Origin of the sequence: Paenibacillus sp. F411 (assembly GCF_017582705.1) — a bacterium.
Classification (GTDB): Bacteria; Bacillota; Bacilli; order Paenibacillales; family Paenibacillaceae; genus Paenibacillus_AQ; species Paenibacillus_AQ algicola.
Map to the genome: position 1 here is coordinate 1 of NZ_JAGFIP010000048.1, position 836 is coordinate 836.

Genomic DNA, 836 nt, shown 5'->3' on the forward strand with positions numbered 1-836 from the left:
GTGGGGTAACCCGCAAGGGAGCCAGCCGCCGAAGGTGGGGTAGATGATTGGGGTGAAGTCGTAACAAGGTAGCCGTATCGGAAGGTGCGGCTGGATCACCTCCTTTCTATGGAGAATCGCTTCCTGCAACGGAAGCATTCAAAGAGGCAGACCGCAAGGAAAGCCAACCTCTTCACCACTGGTGAAGAACCAACTCACTCGTTGGTCAGTTTTGAGAGTTCAACTCTCAAAGGTGAAGCCTGAAGCGTCACAACCGTGAATGTCCTCAGCTTTCATCACTTGATCCTTGAAAACTAGATAACGAAACGAATTTGCGTTTTAGAAAGATCCTTTAAGCTGATCTTGTGTCATGAGAATGACCAAGGAAGTTAAATGTAGCAGCGAAGGTTTGAGGGAATGAGATCCTTTGTGAGCCTGTTTCCACCTTGGTTTATTCAAATCAAGAAACAGGCGAACAAGAGAGCACATTACCGCAAACCAGAGCGATCAGGTTAAGCTACTAAGAGCACACGGAGGATGCCTTTACCGCAAACCAGAGCGATCAGGTTAAGCTACTAAGAGCACACGGAGGATGCCTAGGCGCTAGGAGCCGATGAAGGACGTGGCGAACGACGAAATGGCCTCGGGGAGCTGTAAGCAAGCTTTGATCCGGGGATGTCCGAATGGGGAAACCCGGCTGGAGTCATATCCAGTCACCGCTGCCTGAACACATAGGGCAGAGGGAGGCATACCAGGGGAACTGAAACATCTAAGTACCCTGAGGAAGAGAAAACAAGAGTGATTCCGTCAGTAGCGGCGAGCGAACGCGGAACAGCCTAAACCAAGGGGCTTGCCCC

2 rRNA genes are annotated in these 836 nt (G+C 51.0%); both read left to right on the plus strand.

The annotated features are described in order from the left end of the window. Positions 1-106: ribosomal RNA gene (locus JJQ72_RS20205) — 16S ribosomal RNA — on the plus strand; the annotation flags it as partial. A gap of 438 nt (positions 107-544) precedes the next feature. Then, positions 545-836 (plus strand): 23S ribosomal RNA (locus JJQ72_RS20210); the annotation flags it as partial.